At 69.7% G+C, this 19,545-nt stretch carries 18 protein-coding genes; 5 read left to right on the top strand and 13 right to left on the bottom strand.

The features are described 5' to 3' along the window. The 10 genes from ABDW35_RS02055 to ABDW35_RS02010 form a co-directional block, all read right to left on the bottom strand. On the bottom strand, positions 1–730 hold a 730-nt coding region (locus tag ABDW35_RS02055), incomplete at its 3' end, for an extracellular solute-binding protein (RefSeq protein ID WP_343712178.1). Between the two features lie 173 nt (positions 731–903). After that, complete coding sequence (locus ABDW35_RS02050) at positions 904–1,893, bottom strand: amino acid ABC transporter permease (protein WP_343712177.1); 990 nt, start codon at positions 1,891–1,893, stop codon at positions 904–906. A gap of 4 nt (positions 1,894–1,897) precedes the next feature. After that, complete coding sequence (locus ABDW35_RS02045; protein ID WP_343712176.1) at positions 1,898–2,731, bottom strand: transporter substrate-binding domain-containing protein; 834 nt, start codon at positions 2,729–2,731, stop codon at positions 1,898–1,900. An 89-nt stretch (positions 2,732–2,820) separates the two neighbouring features. After that, positions 2,821–3,567, bottom strand: coding sequence for an ABC transporter permease (locus tag ABDW35_RS02040; RefSeq protein ID WP_343712175.1), 747 nt, complete (start codon positions 3,565–3,567; stop codon positions 2,821–2,823). 3 nt (positions 3,568–3,570) lie between these two features. Beyond that, positions 3,571–4,284: an ABC transporter permease subunit gene (locus ABDW35_RS02035; protein WP_343712174.1), complete on the bottom strand. Its 714-nt coding sequence runs from the start codon at positions 4,282–4,284 to the stop codon at positions 3,571–3,573. Between the two features lie 10 nt (positions 4,285–4,294). Further along, positions 4,295–5,068 (bottom strand): transporter substrate-binding domain-containing protein, encoded by a 774-nt coding sequence (locus ABDW35_RS02030; protein ID WP_343712173.1) that lies wholly within the window; start codon positions 5,066–5,068, stop codon positions 4,295–4,297. Between the two features lie 43 nt (positions 5,069–5,111). Then, the gene (locus ABDW35_RS02025) at positions 5,112–6,152 is read right to left on the bottom strand and encodes a succinylglutamate desuccinylase/aspartoacylase family protein (RefSeq protein ID WP_343712172.1); all 1,041 of its coding nucleotides are present in this window, start codon (positions 6,150–6,152) and stop codon (positions 5,112–5,114) included. Between the two features lie 33 nt (positions 6,153–6,185). Continuing rightward, positions 6,186–7,814 carry an NAD(P)/FAD-dependent oxidoreductase gene (locus ABDW35_RS02020; protein ID WP_343712171.1) on the bottom strand — a complete coding sequence of 543 codons (1,629 nt, stop codon included), beginning with the start codon at positions 7,812–7,814 and terminating at the stop codon, positions 6,186–6,188. A gap of 30 nt (positions 7,815–7,844) precedes the next feature. After that, positions 7,845–9,050 (bottom strand): aromatic ring-hydroxylating dioxygenase subunit alpha, encoded by a 1,206-nt coding sequence (locus tag ABDW35_RS02015; protein ID WP_343712170.1) that lies wholly within the window; start codon positions 9,048–9,050, stop codon positions 7,845–7,847. A 96-nt stretch (positions 9,051–9,146) separates the two neighbouring features. Further along, positions 9,147–10,181, bottom strand: a complete 1,035-nt coding sequence (locus ABDW35_RS02010; protein ID WP_343712169.1) for an aldo/keto reductase — start codon at positions 10,179–10,181, stop codon at positions 9,147–9,149. 104 nt (positions 10,182–10,285) lie between these two features. Between ABDW35_RS02010 and ABDW35_RS02005 the strand changes: the two genes are divergently transcribed. Continuing rightward, positions 10,286–11,140: a LysR family transcriptional regulator gene (locus tag ABDW35_RS02005; RefSeq protein ID WP_343712168.1), complete on the top strand. Its 855-nt coding sequence runs from the start codon at positions 10,286–10,288 to the stop codon at positions 11,138–11,140. Here ABDW35_RS02005 and betI read toward each other — a convergent pair. The 3 genes from betI to iolG form a co-directional block, all read right to left on the bottom strand. Further along, on the bottom strand, positions 11,137–11,787 hold the full coding sequence (betI, locus tag ABDW35_RS02000) for a transcriptional regulator BetI (RefSeq protein ID WP_343712167.1): 651 nt from the start codon (positions 11,785–11,787) through the stop codon (positions 11,137–11,139). The genes ABDW35_RS02005 and betI overlap by 4 nt on opposite strands. 72 nt (positions 11,788–11,859) lie before the next feature. After that, the gene (locus ABDW35_RS01995) at positions 11,860–12,411 is read right to left on the bottom strand and encodes a cold-shock protein (protein ID WP_343712166.1); all 552 of its coding nucleotides are present in this window, start codon (positions 12,409–12,411) and stop codon (positions 11,860–11,862) included. Positions 12,412–12,784: 373 nt separating this feature from the next. Continuing rightward, positions 12,785–13,771 (bottom strand): inositol 2-dehydrogenase, encoded by a 987-nt coding sequence (iolG, locus tag ABDW35_RS01990; RefSeq protein WP_343712165.1) that lies wholly within the window; start codon positions 13,769–13,771, stop codon positions 12,785–12,787. Positions 13,772–13,908: 137 nt separating this feature from the next. On the opposite strand from iolG, the gene ABDW35_RS01985 reads away from it, so the two are divergent. Genes ABDW35_RS01985 through iolE form a run of 4 tightly spaced genes read left to right on the top strand, consistent with a single transcriptional unit; the run spans position 13,909 to position 19,438 of the window. Further along, entirely contained in the window at positions 13,909–14,727 is an 819-nt protein-coding gene (locus ABDW35_RS01985; RefSeq protein ID WP_343712164.1) for a 5-deoxy-glucuronate isomerase, read from the top strand. Further along, positions 14,720–16,639: a 5-dehydro-2-deoxygluconokinase gene (gene iolC / locus ABDW35_RS01980; RefSeq protein WP_343712163.1), complete on the top strand. Its 1,920-nt coding sequence runs from the start codon at positions 14,720–14,722 to the stop codon at positions 16,637–16,639. Before ABDW35_RS01985 ends, iolC begins: the two co-directional genes overlap by 8 nt. Before the next feature lie 14 nt (positions 16,640–16,653). After that, positions 16,654–18,507, top strand: coding sequence for a 3D-(3,5/4)-trihydroxycyclohexane-1,2-dione acylhydrolase (decyclizing) (iolD, locus tag ABDW35_RS01975; RefSeq protein WP_343712162.1), 1,854 nt, complete (start codon positions 16,654–16,656; stop codon positions 18,505–18,507). A 34-nt stretch (positions 18,508–18,541) separates the two neighbouring features. Then, positions 18,542–19,438 carry a myo-inosose-2 dehydratase gene (iolE, locus tag ABDW35_RS01970; RefSeq protein ID WP_343712161.1) on the top strand — a complete coding sequence of 299 codons (897 nt, stop codon included), beginning with the start codon at positions 18,542–18,544 and terminating at the stop codon, positions 19,436–19,438. The last annotated feature ends 107 nt before the right edge of the window (positions 19,439–19,545 follow it).

Genomic DNA, 19,545 nt, shown 5'->3' with positions numbered 1-19,545 from the left:
TCGCCCGCAGGTCCTCCCAGTAGGCGTACCACTCCTTGGCGTCCTCGACGGCGAAGCCGATCGACCCTTCCGGCGAGAACAGGGTCTTGCCGCGCTGGCGCAGCCAGACGTCCAGCACATAGGCGTAGCGGGCGCCGTAGGGTGCGCCCCAGAGCTGGTCCTTGCCGGCCGCCTTGGTCAGTTCGGCCGCCAGCTCGGCGAACTGGGTCCAGGTCGTGTCCGGCGTCGGCACCGGGATGCCGGCCTTGGCGAACACCGTGGTGTCGTAGAACATCGAGAAGGAGTTCAGCCCCAGCCCGACGCCGTAGATCTTGCCGTCGACCCGGCACAGGTCGAGCATCTTGGTGCCGAAGGCCTCGACATCGAGCGGCTTGGGGATGAACTGGTCGAGCGCCATGCAGGCGCCGCGCTTCGAGTAGTCAGAAACGGTGCTGGGCTCGAGCTGGAAGATGTCGGAGACGTTGCGCCCCGCCATCTGCGTCGACAGCTTGGTCCAATAGGCATCGCCGGCGAGCGGCTCGCCGACGATGGCGACGTCGGGCGCCTTCTGCTTGTAGAGGTCGGCCACGCCCTGGGTGCGCTTGGCGCGCTCCTGCGAGCCCCACCAGGTCATGCGCAGCCGCGTCTCGGCGGCCATGGCGCGGCCGGCATCGAAGGACAGAGCCGCGCCGCCGGCGGCCCCGGCGAGAAGCGAGCCCTGCAGGAACGAACGGCGGTTGAAAGCCTTCATTGTTGCCTCCCCTGGCACAGCGGCGTTCGGCCGCCACGTTATAACCGTTTGGTTACTTATTATTGAGCGGCGAGACGGGAAGTCAAATCAGGAATGGCTAAGCCAGGTGGCGCCTCACGGCGCGGCCGGATGTAACCAATTGGATATAACTTGTCTGGCAAATCCGAGCCGACTCAGCGGGCCGAGACGCCCTTGCCGAAACGCTTCTCGATCCGCGCCTGGACCAGCTCGAACACGGCCGACATCGCCCAGTAGATCAGCGCGGCGACGATCAGCATCTCCATGTATTTGAACTCGGCCCGGCCATGGGTGCGGGCCAGGAACATGATCTCCCACACCCCCATCACCGAGACCAGGGACGAGTCCTTGAGCATGGCGATGAACTGGTTGCCGGTGGGCGGGATGATCAGCCGCATCGCCTGCGGCAGCACCACCAGCCAGGTGACCTCGGCCGGCTTCAACCCCAGCGATCGAGCGGCCTCGGTCTGGCCGTGCGGCACCGCCAGGATGCCGGCGCGGAAGATCTCGGCCATATAGGCGCCGTAGCACAGCGACAGCGCGATGATGCCGGCGGGGATGGCGTCGATCACCAGGCCGAGCTGCGGCAGGCCGAGATAGATCAGCATGGTCTGCAGCAGCAGCGGCGTGCCGCGGAAGAAGGAGGTGTAGAAGGTGGCGACGCCGAAGGCAGGCCCGCTGTCGGATAGCCGGGCCAGAGCCGCGGCCAGGGCGATCACGGTCGAGATCGCGATCGACACGGCGCAGATGAACAGGGTCAGCGCCGCGCCCTGGATGAAGCCGTCGCGCAGCTCGAGCCCGAGCAGAATCGGCGCCCGGTCGAGCATGAAGGAATAGCTGAGGCTGAAGCTCCAGCAGAAGGCCGCGAACAGGCCCAGCAGCTCGACCCAGATCACCGTCACCTGCGCCCGGAACGGCAGGTGCGACAAGAGCCAGAAGTTCAGCACCACCAGCGCGGCCAGGATGGCGACGACCAGCCAGGGCCCGGCCGCCTGGCCGGCCGGCAGGGCCAGGGCCGGCACCACCGCCGCCAGCCTTGCGACCAGCCCCGAATAGTCGAAGCCGGCCAGCACGGCGGCGGAGACCAGGAACAGAAGCCCGCGCAGCAGCTGCGGCCGCGCCAGCGCCTCGAACAGGCGAAGCACCCTCTCAGGCCGCGGGCTTGGTCAGGTCGACCCCGTACCATTTCTCCGACAGCTTGGTCAGCGTGCCGTCATCCTGCATCGCCTTGACGATCTCGGCGATCTTGGCGTGCAGCTCCGGATCGCCCTTCTCGATCGCCACCGCCAGCGGCTCGTAGTACAGCGGCTCGCCCACCACCTTGATCGGGTAGCCGTTCTTGATCGCGCCCTGGATCGTCGGCAGCGCCGTCATCGCCGCGTCGAGCCGGGTGCCGTCGCCCAGCTTCAGGTCGTCCAGCGCCGGCACGTCGGTGTCGTAGGACTGGATCTTGGCGTCCTTGACCACGAACTCGAATTTCGGCGCGCCGGCGGCGTCGATCACCAGGTCGCCGCGCAGGTAGTTCTCATAGGTCGTGGCCGCGCCGACGCCGATCTTCTTGCCCGAGGCGTCGGCCGGGGTCTTGATCGTGGTGTTGGCCGAGTTCACCGCCAGGGCCGCCGGGGTGTAGTAGTAGATCGCCGGGAAATCCAGCACCTCGGCCCGCGCCTTGGTCGGCGTCATCGACCCGACCGAGACGTCCCAGCGCCCGGCCCATTTGCCTGAAACGATGGTCTCCCACCCCGGGGTGACGAACTCGATCGAGACGCCGAGGCGCTTGGCGATCTCGGTCCCGACATCGATGTCGAAGCCTTCGAACTTGTTGCTGGCGTTGAGCGAGGATTGCGGCGGGTATTCCGGATCCGTCGACATCACCATCTTCTTGTTCTGCATGATCCGGTCCAGCACGGCGCCGGCGAAAGCCGGGCTGGAGGACAGGACGCCCATGGCGGCGACGGCCAGGACGATGCTGCGCAGACGCATATTCAGTCTCCCTGTGACGCGGGGACGGCGCCTCTTCCGGACGTCCGCCCGCAGCCAGCCTAATCCCGGCCCGCCGCACCATACAAGGATCAGCGGGCGTCGAGTGGTACGGTCGCCGTGGCGGGCGCAACGCGGCCGGGCGCACCGGCCGAGACCGCCCGACGGTGGGTGCTGAGCCGCGCCTCGAGCCAGGCGAAACCGCGGACGATCAGCCAGGTCAGCACCAGATACATCAGCGCCGCGGTGATCAGCGGCTCATAGGTGCGGAAGGTCTGCGCCCGGATGATGTTGGCCTCGCCCATCAGGTCACGCACGGTGATGGTGAAGACGATGGCGCTGGCCTTTAGCAGCAGCACCGTCTCATTGGCGAAGACCGGCAGGCTCTGGCGCAGGGCGATGGGCAGCACGATTCGGCGCATCATCAGGCCGCGATGCATGCCGACGGACCGCGCCGCCTCGACCTCTCCCCGCGGCACCGCCTGGACGGCGCCGCGCAGCACCTCGCCGGAATAGGCGGCGGTGCTGATGCTGAGCGAGATCACCGCGCACCACATCGGCTCACGCAAAATCGGCCACAGCACGCTGTGCCGCACCGCCGGGAACTGGGCCAGGCCATAATAGATCATGAACATCTGCACGATCAGCGGCGTGCCGCGGATGAACAGGATGAACAGGAAGGCCGGCGCCTTCAGCCACCAGCGCCGTGATACCCGGGCCAGCGCCACCGGCACGGCGAGCGCGTTGCCGCAGACCATCGACGCTGCCACCAGCAGGATGGTGACGACGACGCCGTCGAAGAGGTTGCCGACAATGCGCTGGACGAAGTCGAGATCCATCGTTCAGCGCCCCTGGAAGCCGCGGCCATAGGCACGCTCGGCCAGCTGGAACAGCCCGACCGAGGCGATGGTCATCAGCAGGAAGATCACGGCCACCACGGCGTAGAAGGTGAAGGGCATGCGCGTGGTGGCGGCGGCGGTGGCGGCGCTGCCCAGCAGGTCGCGGATGCCGACCACGCTGATCAGCGCGCTGTCCTTCAGCACCACGACCCAGAGATTGCCCAGCGCCGGCAGGGCGAAGCGCATCGCCTGCGGCAGCACCACGCGGAAGAACATCACCCGCGGCGGCAGGGCCAGCGACTTCGCCGCCTCGATTTGCCCGGGCGGCACCGCCAGGATGGCGCCGCGGAACACCTCGGTCGCATAGGCGCCGGAGACGAAACCGAGCGAGGCGACGGCGGCGGCGAAGGCGTCGATCTCCACCATCACCCCCGGCACCACCAGCCCGATCAGCGATCGCAGCGCGGTGGTGCCGCCGTAATAGACGAACAGGATGATCAGGATGTCCGGCACACCGCGGACGATGGTGGTGTAGGCGTTGCCCAGGGCCCGGATGGGCCGGGGCCCGGCCAGCTTGGCCCAGGCCCCGAGCAGACCCAGCAGCAGCCCGACCAGGTAGGAGGCGATGGCGATCTCGATCGTCACCACCGCCCCGGCCAGGAGCTGCGCCCCCCACCCCTTCTCCCCGAAGCCCAAGAGGGCGGCGAGCTCGTCCATCCCCGCGGCCTCAGCCGTAGATGTCGAAGCTGAAATACTTGTCGTTGATCTTCTTGTAGACGCCGTTGGCGCGGATCGCCTTGATCGCCTCGGAGAACTTCGCCGCCAGTGGGTCGTCCTTGCGCACCGCGATGCCGGCGCCGGCCCCCAGCAGGGGGTCGCGGATCGGCTGGCCCTTGGCCTCGAAATCGGCGCCTTCCGGCGACTTCAGGAAGCCGTCCAGCAACGCCACCGAATCCGCCAGCAGCAGGTCGACGCGCCCGGCGATCAGGTCGAGATTGGCGTTCTCCTGCGTGTCATAGGTCTTGATCGTGACGATGCCCTTGTACTTGGCCTCGATGTAGTTGGCATGGATGGTCGAGACCTGGACGCCGACGGTCTTGCCCTGCAGCCCCGCCGGCGAGATGTCGATCGTCTCGCTCTTCGGACCGATGAAGATCGCCGGCGAATCGTAGTACTTGTCGCTGAAGTCGACGACCTGCTTGCGCTCGTCGGTGATCGACATCGAGGCGACAATGGCGTCGAACTTCTTCTCCTGCAGCGCCGGGATGATGCCGTCCCAGCTCTGCAGCACCCATTCGCACTTGACCTGCATCTGGGCGCAGAGCGCGTCGGCGATCTCGATCTCGAAGCCGTTCAGCTTGCCCTGGGCGTCGACCCAGGTGAAGGGCGGGTAGGATTCGGGCGTGGTGCCGATGCGCACCACCTCCTGCGCCGAGGCCGGGGCGGCGAGGCCGGCCAGGGCGGCAACCGCCAGGCAGGCGGCAAGGATCGGTCGGTTCATCTCTTCTGCGCTCCCTGTTTCTTGGTTCGACGGTACCGGCCCCTCAGGGTTCGAGGGGTCCGGGCCTGGCCGTCGCGCTGGGCGACCGGCAGACCAGCTTCATCAGATCGTCGCCCGGGCGGGTGCGGCGATGGGCGCGACGGGTCATCACCACGCCGGCCTGCGGCGCCAGGACCGGCACCCCGCCGCCCTCCTCGCCCGGCCGGATCAGGATCGTCGCCAGCAGGTCACCGGCCTCGACCCGGTCACCCGGCTTGCGGACGAAGGAGATGGCGCCGCCCGCCGGCGCCTTGATCATCTCGACCCAGTCGAGCGGCACGGCCGGGCCGGACCAGTCGGCGCGCGGCCCGGCATCGCCGGCGACCACGCCGCGGCCGGCCAGGAAGCGGAACAGCCCGTCGGCATCGCTGTCGGCCAGACCGGCATCGACATCGGCCATGCCGCGCAGCTCGACCGTCGACACGGCGCGGCCGGCTAGGTCGCCGCTGCGCAGCCAGGGCTCGAGGCAGGCATCGTCGAAGGCACCGCCGCCGTCGCCGTCCCACAGCAGCACGGTGTCCGCGCGCATGGCCGCCGCGAGGTCGGTCATGGCCGGCCACAGGGCCGTGGGGATGTAGAGGTACAGCGGCGATTCATCGTCGCAATGCAGGTCCAGCACGATCTCGCAGGGCATCGCCAGCCGCAGCAGCCGGGCCTTCAGCCGGTCGGTGGCGGTGACCACGGCATCGTCGCCCGGCAGCAGCGACGGGTCGGGCCGCTGCAGCCGCGGGAAGCCGCGGTTGAAGTTGACCCGGCTGTCGAGCTCGTACCGCCCCTGGCCGGTGCCGTGCAGCCATTGCTGCTGCCCGATCGGGTTGGCCCAGGGCACGATGGTGATGTCGCCGCGGATGTCGCCTGCCGCCTCGGCCCGGCGCAGCCGGGCGCACAGCGCGTCGATGGCGATGACGCCGGGCAGCTCCTCGGCATGCAGCGCCGCCTGGAGATAGGTGGAAGGCCCGCCGCCGCGGCCGCGGAAGCGCAGCACCGGGATCCGCCATTCGAGGCCCGGCATATCGCCGGGAATCACGTCCCAGGAACGGTCCATACCTGCCCTGCCCGTCTTAGGATGGGAGCACGATCATGCCGCGCGCTTCAGGCGGCGTCGCTTGAAATCGGCCAGGATCTCGCGCGCCGCATTGTGGCCCGGCGCCCCGGTGACGCCGCCGCCGGGATGAGTACCCGACCCGCACATGTACAGGCCCGGCACCGGCGCTCGGTAGTCGCCATGGCCCAGCACCGGCCGGGCCGAGAAGATCTGGTCCAGCGACAGCGCGCCGTGGAAGATGTCGCCGCCCACGAGCCCGAAGGTGCGCTCGAGATCCAGCGGGCTGTTGATCTGGCGGCCCAGCACCGAGGCCTTGAAGTTCGGCGCCCAGGCATTGACCGTGTCGATGATCAGGTCGGCCGCCGCTTCGCGATGGTCGTCCCAGCTCGCGCCATCCGGCAGCTTCGGATCGAAGTGCTGACAGAACAGGCTGGCAACGTGCTGGCCCGGCGGCGCCAGCGAGTCGTCCAGCGTCGACGGGATCAGCATCTCGACGATCGGCGTCTTCGACCAGCCGCCGGCCTTGGCATCGAGATAGGCCTTGTCCATGTAGTCGAGGCTGGGGCCGAAGATGATGCCGCTGGTGTGGTGGTCGGCCAGTTGCTTGCCGGGCAGGCAGGTGAAGTCCGGCAGCTCCGACAGCGCCACGTTCATGCGGAAGGTGGCGGAGCCGCATTTGAAGCGGTCCATGCGCTCGCGGAAATCCTGCGGCAGCGCCGCCGGGTCGACCAGCTTGCCGTAGAGCAGCTTGGGGTTGAGGTTGGAGACGATGCAGCCGGCGCGGATGATGTCGCCCGCCTCGGTCACCACGCCGACGGCGCGGCCGCCCTCGACGATCACCTCGCGCACGCCGGCATCGGTGCGGATCACCGCGCCGCGCGACGCCGCCGACTTGGCCATCGCCTGGGTGATCGCGCCCATGCCGCCGATGGCATGGCCCCACACGCCCTTCTTGCCGTTCACCTCGCCGAAGACATGGTGCAGCAGCACGTAGCCGGTGCCGGCATGGCTGGGGCTGGCATAGTTGCCGACGATGCTGTCGAAGCCGAACAGGGCCTGCACCACCGGCGTCTCGAACCAGCCCTCCAGGATGTCGGTCGCCGATTTGGTGAACAGGTCCAAGAGGTCGCGCCGCATCACCATGTCGAGCTTGCGCAGCCGGTTGCCGAGCGAACCGGCCTTGATCAGCTCCGGCAGCGCGCCGGACCAGCCGCCGGACGCGACATTCGGCGGGGTGCGCAGCACCACGTCGCGCAGCACGTCGGCGATGACGTCGAGCCGATCGCCATAGGCATCGTAGCGCTCGGCATCGCGGGCCGAGAACCGGGCGATCTCCGCCTTGGTGCGGCCCGGGCCGGACAGCAGGTAGCGGTGGTCGTCGACCGGCAGGAAGTTGGACAGCTTCCGCTCCACCACCTTCAGCCCGTGGCCCGGCAGATCGAGGTCGCGGATCACCTTGGGGTTCAGCAGGCTGACCGTGTAGGAGGCGACGGAGTTGCGGAAGCCGGGGTGGAACTCCTCGGTCACCGCGGCGCCGCCGACCACCCTTCGCCGCTCCAGCACCGTCACCTTCAGCCCGGCGGCCGCCAGATAGGCGGCGCAGACCAAGCCGTTATGGCCCCCGCCGATGATCGCGACGTCGAAGACCTGTGTGTTCGCCATGAAGATCCGCCCGCCCTGTCTTTCTGCTTCTTATTCCGCCGCGAAGGCGGGCGCCTGCGACGCCTCGCGCCGCAGGCTCCAGCCCGGCGGCGGCGGCCGGTGCAGCCGGCTTTCCGGGATCAACCGGCGCATCGCGCGGGCGAAGCTGCGCAGGCAGACCTCGGTGGTGCCGAGCGGCCCGACGGTGTAGCTGGAGGAGCCCATGCCGGCCTGCACCCGGTCGATCAGCGTCTTGTCCTCGATGCTGACCCGGCGGTTGATCCGCCAGTTCAGGTAGCGCGCCGCCTTCATCTCCGGCCGGTGGTCCGGATGCACATAGGCGATCTCGCGGATCATCGTCTCGGTCGGCGAGACCGGGATGAACTGCATGAAGTCGATCTGGTCCGGATAGATGTCGAAAGCGACATTGGGCCAGAGCTTGAAATAGGTCCACAGCCGCTGCCGCTCCGGCGGCAGATGCGGCACCTCCGGCAGGAAGTGCTGGTAGGCGCGCTCCGACAGCACGGCCGACGGCCGCTCCTGCAGCTGGCCCCACATCTTGTCGACCCAGGGCCGGGCCTCGACGCCGTAGCCGCGGCCGAACAGCCGGGTCAGCCCGGGATGGGCGACGGTGATGTGCAGCCCGTCGGAGTAGTTGTCGGCGACGTTCTTCCAGTTGACCGCGCGCGGCCGCATCGTCACCCGGCCCAGCGGCACCATCTCCTCGATCCGGTAGGCCGCCATCTCCTCGGCATAGCCGCCCATCATCTCGGCCACGCTCGGCGTGCCGGGGGCGAGGCGGATGAAGATGAAGCCGCAGAACACCTCGTGCTCGACCGGCACCAGCCCATGGGTGCCGAAGTCGAAATCGCCGTAGCTGGAGCGCTGCGGCATGCCGACCAGCCGGCCGTCATGCTCATAGGTCCAGGCGTGGTAGGGGCAGACGATGCGGCTGCCGCACTGGCCCTTCGGCCCGTCGAGCAGCCGCGCGGCGCGGTGCCGGCAGACATTGTGGAAGGCGCGCACCTGTCCGTCGCGGCCGCGCAGCACCACCACGTTCTCGCCCAGGAACTCGAAGGTGTGGAAGTCGCCGGCCTGCGGGATGTCGTTCAAGTGGCAGACCACCTGCCAGGAGGTGCGGAACACCGCCTCCTGCTCGACCGCGAAGAATTCGGGATCGCGGTAGAGCCAGGCCGGCAGGCTGACATCGTCATCCGGCAGGCCCGCCTCGGCGCGGCGGTGCATCGGTTCGATCATGGCTGGCCTCCCGCGGCCTTATGGCCGCCTTGTTATACGACCGTATAACAGCCGTGGAGGACCGGTCAACTCCCTATCCGATCGGCGGCGATGCCCTCATCGCGCCCGGGCCTCGCCTTCCGGCTGCCGGTCGAGCAGACGCTCGATCTCGGCCATGATGTCTGTCGGCAGGGGCCCTTTCTCCAACGCGCCGGCATTCTCCCGCACCTGCGCCGGGGAGCGGAAGCCGGGGATCGGCAAGGTGCGGGGCGACTTGGCCCAGAGCCAAGCGATGGCGCCCTGGGCCGGGGTGCGGCCATCGACGGTCAGCAGGTGCCGGATCCGGTCAAGCCGACCGGCGAATTCCGGGACGACGCGGCCGTCCTTGAAATAGTCCATCCAGCCGAAGGTGTTGGAGCGGACGTCGCCCGCCGGCAGCGCCTGTCCGGCCGCGAACTTGCCGGTGAGCAGCCCCATCGCCAACGGCGAGCGGTTGATCGAGACCAGACCGTGCTCCTCGACCACCGCGAGCAGGCTCGGCGCGTCGAAGAACAGGTTCATTCCGTGCTGCACGGCGACGAAGCCCGACCGCCCGGCATAGGCCGCGGCCCGCTCGGGGAAATCGGTGCTCCAGCCATAGGCGCCGACGGCGCCGGCGGCACGGAGCCGGTCCAGCTCGTCGAACACCTCTCCGGCCGGCCCGATCGGCAGGTCGTTGAGATGCAGCTGCACGAGGTCGATCCGCTCGCGGCGCAGTCGGCGCAAAGAGGCCTCGACCGCGCTGCGGGTCTCCCGCCTCAGGTCGCCGTCGGCGATGCTGCCCGCCATCTGCTTGGTCGCGGGATCGAAGCGGTTGCCGAGCTTGGTCGCGATCACCACGTCGTCCCCACCCTCGAGAGCTTGGCCGAGCACCTCCTCAGAATGGCCGGCGCCGTAGACATCGGCGGTGTCGAAGACGCGGAGGCCGAGATCGACGGCGCAGCGGATCGCGGCGATCGATTCCGCATCATCGACCGTGCCGTAGCCCAGCGGCGTCTCGCCGGCGAAGAACGGGCCGCCGATCGCCCAGCAGCCGAGGCCGAGGCGCGGCACCTCCCGCTCGTCCCACAGGCGGATCGTGGCGGCCGGATGCGGTTCGGTTCGGTCGGTCATGGCATTCCCTTTTCAGGATCGAAACAAAAGTCGATCGGACTTCCAGAGCCTATGGGCTAGGATGCCGATCGGAAACGCACGGCTTCGCAATGAGCTTTTCAGGATTGAAAAGACCGCTCGATTGGGAGGACATCCGGCTGTTCCTCGCCGTCGCCCGCGGCGAGGGGCTGAGCGCCGCGGTCCGCCAGGCGGGGTCCAGCCCGGCCACGCTGGGACGGCGGATGACGGCGCTGGAGCGCAGCCTGGGCCAGCGCCTGTTCATCCGCGAGCGGCTGGGCTACCGGCTGACCGAGCCGGGGCGCCAGTTCCTGGCCCAGGCCGAGGAGATGGAGGCCGCCGCCACCGGCATCGAGCGCTGGCGCGACGGGCTGTCGCCGCGCCGCACCGTGCGGATCTCGGCCGGCACCTGGACCTCCTGGTTCCTGGCCCGGCACATCGATGCGCTGTGGTCGCCGGGCGAGCCCTGGACCATCGACTTCGTCGCCGCCAATGCCCGGCTCGACATCGCCCGCGGCCAAGCTGATATCGGCGTGCGCAACCGCCGGCCGGAGGAGCCGTGGCTGGCCGGGCGCCGCACCGGCGACGTCGCCTTCGCCGTCTATGGCCGGCGCGGCGGCGGGCTGGAGGAGCGCTGGATCGGCGTCACCGGCGACGGCGCCGTCACCCCCTCGGCCCGCTGGGTGGCGGAGCGGCACGCCGCCGCCACGGTGATGCGCGGCAACGATCCGCGGCTGATCCTGGACCTGCTGCGCCGCGGAGTCGGCCGGGCAGTGCTGCCCTGCTTCGTCGGCGACACCGAGCCGGAGATCGAGCGGCTGGAGGAGATCGAGGCGTTGCGCCACCAGCAATGGCTGGTGCTGCACCAGGATGAGCGCCGGCATCCGGCGGTGCGCGCGGTGATCGAGCGCATCGTCCGGCTGATGCGGGACCATCGGGCGCTGTTCCGCGGAGAAGGCTAGGCGTCCGCCGCCAGCCCCATCGAGCCACCGGAGAGCAGGCCGTCGACCCAGCCATTGGCGATGCGCACGGCATCGTCCGGCGTGAACACCGAAGGGTCGAGGCAGAGCTCGAGCCACAGCCCGTCGAGCATGGCGGTGAAGGCCAGCGCCGCCAGCGCCGTGTCGATACGGCGCGACCGGGCGGCGGCGGCCTCGGCGATCAGCCCTTCCAGCCGGCGGCGATAGGCGGCGTAGACGTCGCGATGGATCCGGCGGATCGCCTCGTCGCGGCGCACCAGCGCCCAGAAGGACAGCCAGATCGACAGCAGGTCGGGGTCCAGCACCGGCGGCCTGAAGCTGGCGTCGATGAAGGCGCGCAGCCTCGCCTCCGGCGTCGTGTCGGCCGCGCCCAGCGCCGTGGCCAGCGTGTCGGACACATGGCCGCCGATGAATCGATAGGTTTCGGCGATCAGGGCGTCGATGCCGCCGAAATAGTGGCGCACCAGCCCGAGGGACACGCCGGCACGCGCGCAGACCTCGCGCACCGATGTGGCCGCATGGCCGCGTTCGGCCAAACATTGGGCCGTAGCTTCGATCAGCGCCCGGCGTCTGACCGCCGGCAATTCGCGCGTGAACTTCGCGCGCGGCCCAGGTTTATCTTCGGGCACGCTATCGGGGGCGGAGCGTGGCTCAGCCAAGAAAGGCTACGGCCCGGGGTTTCCCCCGGGCCGTGTCCGCTGTCACAGGAGCTGGACGGCTTCCGCCATCGGGCCCTTCTGGCCCATGCGGACCGTCAGGCGCACCCGCTGCTCGCTGTTCAGGCTCGGCAGGCCGGCCTTCTGCAGCGCGCGCGAAGCGACATAGACGTCCTTGCCGCCATCGTCCGGGGTGACGAAGCCGAAGCCCTTCTCCGCGTTGAAGAACTTCACCGTGCCCTCGACCTCGGTGGCCGGGCCGCTGAAGCCGCCGCGATCGCCGCCGAAGCCGCCACCGCCGCCGCCAAAGCCACCACGGCCGCCGCCGTCACCGAAACGGCTCGGGCGGAAACCGCCAGCGCCGGCGCCACCGCCGGCCGGCGGAGCGCCGAGCTCCTCGATGCGATGGATCACCGCGACCTGCGGGCCCTTCTGACCTTCCGCGATATCGCAGACGATCTTCGTGCCCTCATACATCTCGCGATGGCCGGACTGTTCCACGACCGAGGCGTGCAGGAACGCATCCGGCGAACCGTCCGTCACCTGGACGAAGCCGAAGCCCTTCGTCGGGTTGAACCACTTGACCACTGCCGTCACGTCACGGCGATATTCGCCGCCTCCGACGCGCGGCGGATGACGTCGGTTCATCATTGAACTGAAACTCCAAGAGAAAGTGCTGCACCAGGACCAAGGGTGCGGCTTCCGCGAGCGGAAACCAGAATCTGTCCGCTCGCAACCGGCATGCCACCGGTGCTGGACGGTCTGAACGTTTTTGTCGAGACGACCATTCGTTACCTGAGACAACCAGCCCGCGTGTGGTGGACCACCCGCGGGCGACGATCGTCTCTATACCCCTCAGCCGAGCCTACAGAAGACACCCGGGCGAACTATAACCTCAGGCCGCGCGCCTTGACCATAGGCGTCGCACCGGGTTGCGAGAGATTCTTTCGCACGACAAATCGAGGCGGGATCAGCGTGACAGCCGCACCGGAGCGCCGGTCTTGCACGATTCCCACGCCGCGTCGGCGAGCAGCAGCGCCCGCTTTCCGTCCTCTCCCCCGGCGCGGGGCGCCCGCCCCTCCAGCACCGCGTCGATGAAGTCGTCGAGCTCGCGCCGATAGGCTTCGGCGTAGCGCTCCAGGAAGAAATGCAGCGGCTTGTCCCGCACCACCCCGTCGGCGCCGGCATATTCCACCGTGGTCGCGGCCCGGTTCTCGGCCCGCAGCATGCCGAGCGACCCGAAGGCCTCGACCCGCTGGTCGTAGCCGTAGACGGCGCGGCGGCTGTTGGAGATCTGGGCGATGGCGCCGCCCGCGGTCTTCAGAGTCACCACCGCGGTGTCGACGTCGCCCTCGGCGCCGATCGCCGGGTCCACCAGGTTGCTGGCCGTGGCGTAGATTTCCACCGGCTCCTCGCCCAGCAGCCAGCGGGCGATGTCGAAATCGTGGATCATCATGTCCCGGAACAGGCCGCCGGAGACGCGGATATAGCTGGCCGGCGGCGGGCCGGGGTCACGGCTGGTGATCGCCACCAGCTCGACCTTGCCGATGCGGCCCTCGGCGATGCCGGCATGCACCGCCTCGAAGCTCGGGTCGAAGCGGCGGTTGAAGCCGAGCGCCAGCGGCACCCCGGCCTGGGCGACGATGTCGAGGCAACCCTCCACCCGAGCGCTGTCGAGGTCGATCGGCTTCTCGCAGAAGATCGCCTTGCCGGCCTTGGCTGCGGCCTCGATCAGGTCGGCATGGGTGTCGGTCGAGCTGGCGATCACCACCGCGTCGGCGCCGTCCAGCGCCGCCAGGCCGTCGCCGACCGCGGCGCCGTGCTGCTGCGCCAGCACTTCGGCCGCCTCGCGATGCACGTCGACCACCGCCACCAGCTGGGTGCGCGGGTTCCGGGCGATGTTGTCGGCATGGATCTTCCCGATCCGTCCGGCACCGAACTGGCAGATCTTGAGCATGATTCCTCTCCCTCGCGACGCGCCGGATCATCGTCTGGGCGGCGGCCGACCGCGACAGAAAAATCAGAATTCTGAGGTTGCAGTCAAATGGAATATTTGTTCTATTTGGCCGAAACAGCCTTGGGGAGGACCAGCCCATGACCCGCCATCTGACCGGCCACCGCGGCGGCTTCGGCCCGGGGCTGACGCAGATCACCCGCTTCGACGAACCCGAGGACGACACCGGCATCGCGGTCGCCGTGCTGAAGCTGGCGCCGGGCGAGAGCCGCGAGATCGAGACCGTGAACGAGACCGCCTGGCTCCTGATGTCCGGCACCGCCGAGGTGACCGTCGACAACCAGGCCGTACGCTTCTCCCGCGCCTCGCTGTTCGATGAATCGGCCAGCGCCGTGCATGTCGCCGCCGGCGCCCGGGTGCGGCTCGCGGCCGAGACCGAGGCCGAGTTCACGGTCTACGAGACGAAGAACGCCAAGCCCTTCCCGCCCCGCGTCTTCGGGCCGGCGGACGTGCCGAACGAGCATCGCGGCAAGGGCCAGGTCGACGAGGCCTGCTACCGTTATGTCCGCACCATCTTCGACCTGCGCAACAGCGACCCGAACGCCGAGCTGGTGCTGGGCGAGGTCGTCACCTTCCCCGGCCGCTGGTCGAGCTATCCGCCGCACCACCACCCGCAGCCGGAGATCTACCACTACCGCTTCACCGATCCGCGCGGCTACGGCCATGCCGAGCTGGGCGAGACCGTGCTGAAGGTGCGCGCCAACGACACCGTGAAGATCTTCGACGGCTTCGACCATGCGCAATGCGCGGCGCCCGGCTACGGCATGTACTACGCCTGGGTGATCCGGCACCTGCCGGGCAACCCCTACACCGTGCCGGAATTCACCGAGGAGCACCGCTGGACCATGGACGCCCAGGCCGAGTTCTGGCGCCCGGAGGGAGTGTCCCGCCGTGGCTGATCCCACCCTCGACGTCATCTGCATCGGCCGGTCGTCGGTCGACCTCTATGGCGAGCAGGTCGGCGGCCGGCTGGAGGACATGGCGTCCTTCGCCAAATACGTCGGCGGCTGCCCGACCAACATCTCGGTCGGCGGCGCCCGGCTGGGCCTGCGCACCGCCCTGCTGACCCGGGTCGGCGACGAGCACATGGGCCGCTTCATCCGCGAGCAGCTGGCGGCGGAGGGCGTGGACACCAGCCATGTCATCACCGACCCGAAGCGGCTGACCGCGCTGGTGATCCTGGGCATCCGCGACCGCCACACCTTCCCGCTGATCTTCTACCGCGAGAACTGCGCCGACATGGCGCTGACCGAGGACGACATCGACGAGGCCTTCATCGCCTCGGCCCGCGCGGTGGTCGTCACCGGCACCCATTTCTCCACCCCCGGCGTCGCGGCGATGAGCCGGAAGGCGATGCGGCTGGCCCGGGCCCACGGCCGCAAGGTGGCGCTGGATATCGACTACCGCCCGGTGCTGTGGGCCCTGACAGGCCACGGGCTGGGCGAGGAGCGCTTCGTCGAGAGCTCCGCCGTCAGCGCCCATCTGCAGGCGATCCTGCCGGACTGCGACCTGATCGTCGGCACCGAGGAGGAAATCCACATCGCCGGCGGCGCCACCGACACGCTGGCGGCGCTGCGCCGGGTGCGGGAGCTGAGCGCCGCCACCATCGTGGTCAAGCGCGGGCCGATGGGCTGCGTCGTGTTCCCCGGCGCGATCCCGGACGATATCGAGCAGGGGGTCAAGGGCCCCGGCTTCCCGGTCGAGGTCTACAATGTGCTGGGCGCCGGCGACGGCTTCATGGCCGGCTTCCTGCGCGGCTGGCTGCGCGACGAGCCGGTCGAGGCCGCCTGCCGCTACGCCAATGCCTGCGGCGCCTTCGCCGTGTCGCGCCATGGCTGCGCCCCGTCCTATCCGAGCTGGGCGGAGCTGTCGCAGTTCCTGGCCGAGGGCAGCGCCCATCACCGGCTGCGCGAGGATCCCGCACTGAACCAGGTGCACTGGGCGACGACCCGGATCCGCGACTGGCCCGAGGTCCACGCCATGGCCTTCGACCACCGGTCGCAGCTGGAAGAGATGGTGGCGCGCCACGGCGTCGACCCGGAGCGGATCGGCGAGTTCAAGCTGCTGGCCTGGACCGCGGCGAAGCAGGCGCATGGCGACCGGCCCGGCTTCGGCGTGCTGATCGACGGGCGGCTGGGCAGTGAGGCGCTGTTCGCCGCCGCCGGCACCGGCGCCTGGATCGGCCGGCCAATCGAGCTGCCGGGGTCGCGCCCGCTGCGCTTCGAGGGCGGGCCCGATGTCGGCGTCACCCTGCGGGAATGGCCGCTGGAGCACGTCGTGAAGTGCCTGGTGCAGTACCACCCGGACGACCCGCCGGAGATCCGGGCCGAGCAGGAGCGCCAGCTGCTGGCCCTGTTCGACGCCAGCCGCGCCACCCGGCACGAGCTGCTGCTGGAGGTGATCCCGCCCCGGACCATGCCGGCCGACGACCGCACCGTGGCCCGGGCGCTGGACCAGCTCTACGCCCTCGGCATCCATCCGGACTGGTGGAAGCTGCCGCCCCCGCCCTCGGAGGCCGCGTGGCAGGCTGTCCAGGAGGTGATCGCCCGGCGCGACCCGCATTGCCGCGGCGTGGTGCTGCTGGGGCTGGAGGCGCCGGAGGAGGAGCTGATGGCCGCCTTCACCCTCGCCGCGCGCCAGCCCTGGTGCCGCGGCTTCGCGGTCGGCCGCACCATCTTCGGCCGCGCCGCCGAGGACTGGATCGCCGGGCGCATCGACGACGACGAAGCGGTGAGACGGATGGCCGCCAGCTATGGCAGCCTGATCGCCGCCTGGGAGAATGCCCGCGCCGCGGCGCAAGCCGCGGCCTGAAGGGAGCGATAGGGATGGGAACCGTGCGTTTGACCATGGCGCAGGCCCTGGTGCGCCACCTCGCCGCGCAATGGATCGAGGATGAGGATGGCAGCCGTGAGCGCCTGTTCGCCGGCTGCTGGGCGATCTTCGGCCATGGCAATGTCGCCGGCATGGGCGAGGCGCTGTACGCCCACCGCGAGAAATTGCCGACGCTGCGGGCGCACAATGAGCAGGCGATGGCTCTGTCCGCGGTCGCCTATGCCAAGGCGCAGTTCCGGCGCCGGATGATGGCGGTCACCACCTCGATCGGCCCGGGCGCCACCAATCTGATCACTGCTGCCGCCCTGGCCCATGTCGACAGGCTGCCGGTGCTGCTGCTGCCGGGCGACGTCTATGCCAGCCGCCGGCCCGACCCGGTGCTGCAGCAGGTCGAGGATTTCGGTGACGGCACGGTCAGCGCCAATGACTGCTTCCGCCCGGTGTCACGCTATTTCGACCGGATCACCCGGCCGGAGCAGATCCTGACCGCCCTGCCCCGCGCCCTGGCGGTGCTAACCGACCCGGCCGAGTGTGGGCCGGTGACGCTGGCGCTGTGCCAGGACGTGCAGGCCGAGGCCTTTGACTATCCCGCCTGGTTCTTCGAGGCGCAGGTCCACCGCATCCGTCGCCCCGGCGCGGATGAGGCCGAGCTGGCCACGGCCGTCGCGGCGCTGAAGCGGGCCGAGCGGCCGCTGGTGATCGCCGGCGGCGGCGTGCTGTATTCCGGCGCCGCCAAGGCCCTGGCCGGCTTCGCCGAGCGGCACGGCCTGCCGGTGGCCGAGACCCAGGCGGGCAAGGGCAGCCTGGCCTGGAACCACCCGAACAATGCCGGCTCAATCGGCGTCACCGGCTCCAGCGCCGCCAATGCGCTGGCGGTCGATGCCGATGTGGTGCTGGCGGTCGGCACAAGGCTGCAGGACTTCACCACCGGCTCCCGCGCCCTGTTCCGGGCGCCGGGGGGGACGCTGATCCAGCTCAACGCCGCGGTGTTCGATGCCGGCAAGCACGGCGCCCTGCCGCTGGTCGCCGATGCCCGCCGCGGCCTGGATGAGCTGTCCGAGGCTCTCGGGTCCTGGACCGCGCCGAAGGCCCAGTCCGACCGCACCCGCGGGCTGATCGCGGAATGGACCGCGTCGGTCGACCGCGCCACCGCCGCCAGCAACGCCCCCCTGCCCTCCGACGCCCAGGTGCTGGGCGCGGTGAACCGGGCGGCCGGGCGCGGCGCCATCGTGGTCTGCGCGGCCGGCGGCCTGCCGGGCGAGCTGCACAAGCTGTGGCGCACCGACGCGCCGGGCGGCTACCACCTGGAATACGGCTATTCCTGCATGGGCTACGAGATCGCCGGCGGCCTCGGCGTCAAGCTGGCCCGGCCGGACCGCGAGGTCTATGTCCTGGTCGGCGACGGCAGCTACATGATGATGAACTCCGAGATCGCGACCGCGGTGCAGCAGGGCGTGAAGCTGACCATCGTCGTGCTCGACAACCGCGGCTTCGGCTGCATCAACCGGCTGCAGAACGCCACCGGCGGCGCGTCCTTCAACAACCTGTTCCGCGACATCGAAGGATCCCAGCCGATCGACTTCGCCGCCCACGCCGCCAGCATGGGCGCGGCGTCGGAGAAGGTGGCCGGGATCACCGAGCTGGAGGGGGCGCTGCTGCGCGCCAAGGCCACCGACCAGACCAGCGTCATCGTCATCGACACCGACCCGGTGGTGACGACCGAGGCCGGCGGCGCCTGGTGGGACGTGGCCGTCCCCGAAGTCTCCGACCGCGATCCGGTGCGCCGCGCCCGCGCCGGCTATGAGGAACAGCTGGCCGGCCATCCCGTCACCGGGCGCTCCGCCTGAACCATCAACCAACCGACCGCACGAGACCGCCGCGATGACCGTCACCCTCGGCACCAACCCGATCGCCTGGAGCAATGACGACCTGCCGGAGCTGGGCGGCGAGACGCCGCTCGAGACCTGCTTGTTCGAGGCACGCGAGGCCGGCTTCACCGGCATCGAGCTGGGCAACAAGTTCCCGCGCCAGGCCGACGCCCTGCGGCCGATCCTGGAGTCGCACCACCTGTCCCTGATCTCGGGCTGGTACAGCGCCAACCTGCTCGACCGCTCGGTCGAGGAGGAGATCGCGGCGATGGAGCCGCACCTCGCCCTGCTCGCCGCGCTCGGCTGCAAGGTCATGGTGTTCTGCGACACCTCCGGCGCGGTGCATGGCGATCGCGGCACGCCGCTGACCCAGCGCCCGACCCTGCCGGAGGATGCCTGGCCGGAATTCGGCCGCAAGCTCACGGCCGTCGGCGACCACATGGCGAAGCGCGGCGTGCGGCTGGCCTATCACCACCACATGGGCACGCTGGTGCAGAGCGAGGCCGAGGTCGACCTGCTGATGCAGCACACCGGCCTGTCGGTCGGGCTGCTGCTCGATTCCGGGCATATGACCGTGGCCGGCGGCGACCCGACGGCGCTGGCCGGGCGCTACGCCAGCCGGATCAACCATGTCCATGCCAAGGACGTCCGCCGCGACGTGCTGCAGACCGTCCGCGACGAGGATTGGAGCTTCCTCGACGGCGTCATCGGCGGGCTGTTCACCGTGCCGGGCGACGGCATGGTCGACTTCCCGCGCATCTTCGACGCCCTGCCGAAGAGCTACACCGGCTGGATGGTGGTGGAGGCCGAGCAGGACCCGGCCAAGGCGCATCCGCTGACCTACGCCCGGCTGGGCTACCGCAACCTGTGGAAGTTCGCGACCGGCGCCGGCTTCGAGGTCACGACCTGAGGCGAGAGTCTCCTCGATCGACCCTCCAAATTGTCATGCCCGGGCTTGACCCGGGCATCCAGAGATGTCGAGGCCGCTCCAGGTGGCCCTGGATTGCCGGGTCAAGC

It is taken from the genome of Inquilinus sp. (assembly GCF_039594555.1).
Classification (GTDB): domain Bacteria; phylum Pseudomonadota; class Alphaproteobacteria; order DSM-16000; family Inquilinaceae; genus Inquilinus.
The sequence above is the reverse complement of the archived record's forward strand: the minus strand, read 5'-3'. Positions and strand labels throughout refer to the sequence as shown.

Bases quoted from the DNA above. Each gene is read 5' to 3' on its own strand.
- ABDW35_RS02045 (WP_343712176.1), bottom strand. From the start codon at position 2,731: ATGCGTCTGCGCAGCATCGTCCTGGCCGTCGCCGCCATGGGCGTCCTG.
- ABDW35_RS02040 (WP_343712175.1), bottom strand. From the start codon at position 3,567: ATGGATCTCGACTTCGTCCAGCGCATTGTCGGCAACCTCTTCGACGGC.
- ABDW35_RS02035 (WP_343712174.1), bottom strand. From the start codon at position 4,284: ATGGACGAGCTCGCCGCCCTCTTGGGCTTCGGGGAGAAGGGGTGGGGG.
- ABDW35_RS02030 (WP_343712173.1), bottom strand. From the start codon at position 5,068: ATGAACCGACCGATCCTTGCCGCCTGCCTGGCGGTTGCCGCCCTGGCC.
- ABDW35_RS02025 (WP_343712172.1), bottom strand. From the start codon at position 6,152: ATGGACCGTTCCTGGGACGTGATTCCCGGCGATATGCCGGGCCTCGAA.
- ABDW35_RS02020 (WP_343712171.1), bottom strand. From the start codon at position 7,814: ATGGCGAACACACAGGTCTTCGACGTCGCGATCATCGGCGGGGGCCAT.
- ABDW35_RS02015 (WP_343712170.1), bottom strand. From the start codon at position 9,050: ATGATCGAACCGATGCACCGCCGCGCCGAGGCGGGCCTGCCGGATGAC.
- ABDW35_RS02010 (WP_343712169.1), bottom strand. From the start codon at position 10,181: ATGACCGACCGAACCGAACCGCATCCGGCCGCCACGATCCGCCTGTGG.
- iolG (WP_343712165.1), bottom strand. From the start codon at position 13,771: ATGCTCAAGATCTGCCAGTTCGGTGCCGGACGGATCGGGAAGATCCAT.
- ABDW35_RS01985 (WP_343712164.1), top strand. From the start codon at position 13,909: ATGACCCGCCATCTGACCGGCCACCGCGGCGGCTTCGGCCCGGGGCTG.
- iolD (WP_343712162.1), top strand. From the start codon at position 16,654: ATGGGAACCGTGCGTTTGACCATGGCGCAGGCCCTGGTGCGCCACCTC.
- iolE (WP_343712161.1), top strand. From the start codon at position 18,542: ATGACCGTCACCCTCGGCACCAACCCGATCGCCTGGAGCAATGACGAC.